Origin of the sequence: Streptomyces sp. SID5910 (assembly GCF_009862125.1) — a bacterium.
GTDB lineage: Bacteria > Actinomycetota > Actinomycetes > Streptomycetales > Streptomycetaceae > Streptomyces.
This window is the reverse complement of sequence record NZ_WWHX01000731.1, coordinates 1-5,379: the sequence shown is the minus strand read 5'-3', so window position 1 is coordinate 5,379 and position 5,379 is coordinate 1. Positions and strand designations below refer to the sequence as shown.

Annotated in this window: 5 protein-coding genes; 2 read left to right on the top strand and 3 right to left on the bottom strand. The window is 71.2% G+C overall.

Annotation, left to right across the window (positions count from 1 at the left end):
* Both GTW67_RS25760 and GTW67_RS25755 read right to left on the bottom strand, forming a co-directional pair.
* Nucleotides 1-1,315: DHA2 family efflux MFS transporter permease subunit (locus tag GTW67_RS25760; RefSeq protein ID WP_161167171.1), on the bottom strand; the 1,315-nt coding region annotated here is incomplete at its 3' end.
* A gap of 149 nt (nucleotides 1,316-1,464) precedes the next feature.
* Nucleotides 1,465-1,908, bottom strand: a complete 444-nt coding sequence (locus GTW67_RS25755) for an SRPBCC family protein (RefSeq protein ID WP_161167170.1) — start codon at nucleotides 1,906-1,908, stop codon at nucleotides 1,465-1,467.
* Between the two features lie 157 nt (nucleotides 1,909-2,065).
* Between GTW67_RS25755 and GTW67_RS25750 the strand changes: the two genes are divergently transcribed.
* Nucleotides 2,066-3,103: an Rv2578c family radical SAM protein gene (locus GTW67_RS25750; RefSeq protein ID WP_161167169.1), complete on the top strand. Its 1,038-nt coding sequence runs from the start codon at nucleotides 2,066-2,068 to the stop codon at nucleotides 3,101-3,103.
* A gap of 7 nt (nucleotides 3,104-3,110) precedes the next feature.
* On the opposite strand, the gene GTW67_RS25745 is transcribed toward GTW67_RS25750, so the two are convergent.
* Nucleotides 3,111-3,782 (bottom strand): DNA alkylation repair protein, encoded by a 672-nt coding sequence (locus tag GTW67_RS25745; RefSeq protein ID WP_161167168.1) that lies wholly within the window; start codon nucleotides 3,780-3,782, stop codon nucleotides 3,111-3,113.
* Nucleotides 3,783-3,994: 212 nt separating this feature from the next.
* Between GTW67_RS25745 and GTW67_RS25740 the strand changes: the two genes are divergently transcribed.
* Nucleotides 3,995-5,379: alpha/beta hydrolase (locus GTW67_RS25740; protein WP_161167167.1), on the top strand; the 1,385-nt coding region annotated here is incomplete at its 3' end.

The window sequence follows — 5,379 nt, the reverse complement described above, 5'->3', positions numbered from 1 at the left end:
TGGCGCCGACGCTGCCGCCGATCTGCCGGAAGTAGTTGTTGGCGCTGGTGGCGGTGCCGAGGTCGGCGGGGCGCACGCTGTTCTGCACGGCGAGGACGAGGACCGGCATCACCATGCCGATGCCGGCGCCGAGGACGGCCATCCAGACGCTGTAGTGCAGCCGGGGCGTGTCGACGTCGAGGCGGGAGAGCAGCCACATGCCGAGCACGGACAGGACGCCGCCGAGGACCGGGTAGACCCGGTAGCGGCCGGTGCGGCTGATGAGCTGTCCGGACACGATCGAGGCGCCGACGATGCCGCCCATCATGGGCAGCATCAGCAGGCCGGACTCGGTGGCGGTGGCGCCGTCGACCATCTGGAGGAAGGTCGGCAGATAGCTGGCGGCGCCGAACAGGGCGACGCCGACGACGAGGCCGACCAGCGCGGTGACGTTGAAGACGGAGTCCCGGAACAGCCTGAGCGGGATCAGCGGTTCGGGCGCGAAGCGCTCGGCGACCAGGAAGAGCACGGTGGCCGCGACCGCCCCGCCGGCCAGGCCGAGGATGACCTCCGAGTCCCAGGCGTACTCGGTGCCGCCCCAGCTGGTGAGCAGCACCAGGCAGGTGGAGGCGGCGGCGAGCAGCAGGGCGCCGAGGAAGTCCAGGCGGGGCTTGACGCGCGGCCGGGGCAGCTTCAGGACGACGGCGACGACGGCCATGGTGAGCAGGCCGAAGGGCACGTTGATGTAGAAGCACCAGCGCCAGGAGAGATGGTCGGTGAAGTAGCCGCCCAGCAGGGGCCCGGCGACCGAGGCGAGTCCGAAGGCGGCGCCGATCAGCCCCATGAACCGGCCGCGTTCCCTGGGCGGCACGATGTCGGCGATGATCGCCTGCACACCGATCATCAGGCCGCCGGCGCCGACGCCCTGCACGGCGCGGAAGGCGATCAGCTGGTCCATGGTCTGCGCGCGCCCGGCGAGCGCCGAGCCGACGACGAAGATCAGGATGGCGAACTGGAAGACGCCCTTGCGGCCGAAGAGGTCGCCGAGCTTGCCGTAGATCGGCAGCCCGATGGTGGAGGTCAGCAGGTAGGCGGTGATCGCCCAGGACATCTTGTCCAGGCCGTGCAGCTCGCCGACGATCTTCGGCAGCGCGGTGGCGACGATCATCTGCTCCAGCGCGGCGAGCAGCAGCGCCAGCATCAGTCCGACGAAGACCAGCCGCACCCGGCGGGGGCTGAGTCCGTCGTCCCGCTCCGGCTCGGGAGCGGGGGCCTCGGGCGCCTCCAGGGGTGGCGCGGTGACCGGTTCGTCCTGCACCAGAGTGATCCCGCCCACGTACCGCTCCCCTCGTCGCACCTGCTCACTTTTGCCGCCAGAGGCGACAACTACGAGCAAGTGCGACAAGTTACGGCGTAGGGCGCGATCAGCCGAGGATCACTCGAACCGGTGAGACCGCCAACACCCCCATTCGAAGGGCCTGTTGGCTACTTCTCCACCTCGGCGGCGAGCTTGGCGAGCATCGCGTCGTAGATCCGGCCGAGCCCCTTGGGCGCGAAGGTCTTCTCGAAGAAGCCGCCGATGCCGCCGGCGCCCTTCCAGGTGCTGGTGACCACGACGCGGGACTTGCCCTCACCGGCCGGGGTGACGCACCAGGTGGTGACCATGGAGGAGTTGCGGTCCTTCTCGACGAGCTCGCCCTCGGTCGGCTCGCTGACCTCCAGCAGGCAGTCGCGGATGCGCTTGCTGGTGGCCTGGAGCTTCCAGTGGACGAGGGTGCCCTCGCCGTCGCCGCCCTCGCGGACCTCGTACTCGCTGAAGTGCTCGGGGAGCAGCTTCTCGCGGGTGCCGCTGTAGTCGGCGAGGGTGTCGAACACCGTCTCCGCGTCCGCGGCGACGATCCGCTCCGTCGTGGCCTCGACCTGCGCCATCGGGTTCCTCCAGGGCTGGTTCTCGGGGTCGGGGCAAGCCAACCACCCCGCCGCCCGGCCACCAAATCCGGGGGCGTGAAACCGCCGCGCGCGACTCATCCGCACGATCAAGGGAACAGATGTTCTATTCTCTGGGCAGTGCTACCGAGGAGGCGTCATGCGCTGGGAGAACCTCACGGACTCCGACCACGCCCGGGCCGCCGATCCCGCGCTGTTCAGCGCGGACGCGGTCACCACCCGCACCATCGACACACCCGAGTTCCGCGGGATCACCTTCCACGAGGTGCGGGCCCGCTCGATCCTCAACCGGGTGCCGGGCGCCTCGCGGATGCCGTTCGAATGGACGGTGAACCCGTACCGGGGCTGCTCGCACGCGTGCGTGTACTGCTTCGCGCGCAAGACGCACAGCTATCTGGACCTCGACACGGGCCTCGGCTTCGACTCGCAGATCGTCGTCAAGGTGAACGCCCCCGAGCTGCTGCGCCGCCAGCTCGCCTCCCGCCGCTGGCAGGGCGAGCACGTGGCGATGGGCACCAACGTCGACTGCTACCAGCGCGCGGAGGGCCGCTACCGGCTGATGCCGGGCATCATCGAGGCCCTCACGGAACGCGCGAACCCGTTCTCGATCCTCACCAAGGGCACGCTGATCCTGCGCGACCTGGACCTGCTGACCCGGGCGGCGCGGGTGACGGACGTCGGCATCTCCGTCTCGGTCGGCTTCACCGACGCGGACCTGTGGCGCACGGTGGAGCCGGGCACCCCCGCGCCGGAACGCCGGCTGGACGTCGTGCGGACCCTGACCGAGCACGGCATCGGCTGCGGGGTGCTGATGGCGCCGGTCATCCCCTTCCTCGGCGACGAACCGGCGCAGCTGCGCGCCACGGTCCGCGCCATCGCCGCGTCCGGCGCCACCTCGGTGACACCCCTGGTCCTGCATCTGCGCCCGGGTGCCCGCGAGTGGTTCATGACGTGGCTGGGACAGCACCACCCCCACCTGGTGCGCCGCTACGAACGCCTGTACGCGGACGGCGCCTACGCCCCGAAGTGGTACCAGCGCCGCATCACCGGCCAGGTGCACGCCCTGGCCCAGGAGTACGGCATCGGCCCGACGCGTCCGGGCATGCCGCGGCGGCTCGCGGAGCCGGAGCCGGCCGGCCCGGTGACGGACGACCCGGTGCAGCTGTCCCTCATGTGAGGCCGGCCTACGCCTCTTCCCGGCGGCGCACCATCTCCGCGATCCACGTGGGGGCGAACGGGGACGTGCAGCCCGGGGACGTGGGGTGGTCCTTGAGGACCTCCAGGCGTTCGCCGATGCCGATCGCGCGGGTGCGGTACTCGGCGTGGTCGATGCCGATGCGGGCCAGGCAGGTGTTCATCGCCCACTGGAGGCGGTCCGGGGCGTCTTTCATCTCCGCCTCGATCGTGTCGAGCAGGCCCGCGAGGTCGAGGCCGTCGGGCTTCTTCGCCACGCGTTCGGCGGTCAGGGCCCAGCCCGCGCTCGCGACCACCGGGTCCGGGTCGGCGGACCAGGCCACGCGCAGCTCCTCGGCGTGCGGGCTCTTCTTCACGACGTAGTTCACGAGCCAGTCGTGCACCTTGGGTGAGCGCGCCTCGCGCAGCATGGTGTCCAGCTCGTCCCGTCCGAACGCCTTCGGGCGGCAGATCAGCAGCGCCAGCAGTCTCGCCGCCGTGTCGCCCGTCTCCCACAGGCGGCACGCGAGGTCCTGCTGCGTCTTCAGCCGCTTGGCGAGCGCGCGCAGCCTGCCGAGGTTCACGCCGTGGTCGTCGCCGTGCCTCTCGTTGACCGCGCGTACCTTCGGGTCCTCCAGCGCGGCCAGCTCGGCCAGCACCTCGGCCACCGTCACCTCGGCCATCGCGCCCTCCTGTTCCTCACCTGCGGGAAGCAGCCTAACGACCGGCCCGGCCCGCTGCCCGGACCTCGCTCACGGGCGGGCATCCGAGCGCATCCGGCGGCCCAATCGGGTCACGTACGGACAGAACGCGTTCCTCCGGGGGCGCTTCCCGGGACGATGCGGCGAGGACCGTGCGTCACGCGGACCGCGGCCTCTCCGTCCTGGGAGCCTCCATGAGACAACGCGCAGCCGTGCTGTGCGGCGCCGCCGTCATCGCGGCCGGTGCCGTCACGGCCGTTCCCGCCGAGGCCGGCGCCCGGGGGCCCGCGGACACCCCGCGCGCCGCCGGGATCGACTGGAAGAAGTGCGGCACGGACGACTACCCGACGCTCCAGTGCGCGTCGCTCTTGGTGCCGCTCGACCACGCCCGCCCGGACGGCAAGCGGATCACCCTGGCCCTGTCCCGCGTTCCGCACACGGCGACGACGTACCAGGGGCCGTTGCTGGTCAACCCGGGCGGGCCCGGCGGCAGCGGTCTCACGCTCGCCGGGTTCGTGGCGTCGTCGCTGCCGAAAAAGGTGGCCGCCCAGTACGACGTCATCGGCTTCGACCCGAGGGGCGTCGGCAAGAGCGAGCCCGCCCTGGACTGCCGGCCGGGCCACTTCGCCCCGGTGCGCCCTGACACCGTGCCCACCACGCCGGCCGTCGAGCAGGCCAACCTCACGCGCGCCAAGTCCTTCGCCGAGGCCTGCGGCACGAAGTACGCGGACGTCCTGCCCCACATCGACACCGTCAGCGCCGTACGGGACCTGGACCTGATCCGGGAGGCGCTGGGCGCGGAGAAGGTCAACTACTTCGGCTACTCCTACGGCACCTACCTGGGCGCCGTCTACGCCAAGCTGTTCCCTGAGCGGGTGCGGCGCCTGATCCTGGACTCGGTCGTCGACCCGACCGACGTCTGGTACCGGGCCAACCTCAACCAGGACCTCGCCTTCAACGACCGCCACCGCGCCTTCATGGCCTGGATCGCCACGTACGACTCGACGTACAAGCTCGGCACCGACCCGGAGCGGATCGAGGCCGCGTGGTACGGGATGCGGACGGCGCTCGCGAAGAACCCGGCCGGCGGCAAGGTGGGCGCGGCGGAGCTGGAGGACACCTTCCTGCCGGGCGGCTACTACAACGGCTACTGGCCCTACCTGGCGGAGGCGTTCGCCGCGTACGTCAACGACCGGAACGCCGGCCCGCTCGTGGAGGCGTACGAGAACTTCGGCGCCCTGGACGCCTCCGGCGACAACGGCTACAGCGTCTACACCTCGGTGCAGTGCCGCGACGCCGACTGGCCTCGCGACTGGGACGAGTGGCGCGAGGACAACTGGGACGTGTACGAGAAGGCGCCCTTCATGACCTGGAACAACGCCTGGTACAACGCGCCGTGCGCCTTCTGGCCGGCGGCCTCGCGGCAGGCGGTGAGCGTCGCCAACCAGCAGTTGCCGCCCGCGCTGCTGTTCCAGGCGACGGGTGACGCGGCCACCCCGTACGAGGGCGGCGTCACCGTGCACCGGCTGCTGCGCGACTCCGCCCTGGTCGTCGAGGAGGGCGGCGGCAACCACGGCAA

Excerpts from the sequence above, each read along its gene's own strand:
- GTW67_RS25755 (WP_161167170.1), bottom strand. The coding sequence starts at position 1,908 with ATGGCGCAGGTCGAGGCCACGACGGAGCGGATCGTCGCCGCGGACGCG.
- GTW67_RS25745 (WP_161167168.1), bottom strand. The coding sequence starts at position 3,782 with ATGGCCGAGGTGACGGTGGCCGAGGTGCTGGCCGAGCTGGCCGCGCTG.
- GTW67_RS25750 (WP_161167169.1), top strand. The coding sequence starts at position 2,066 with ATGCGCTGGGAGAACCTCACGGACTCCGACCACGCCCGGGCCGCCGAT.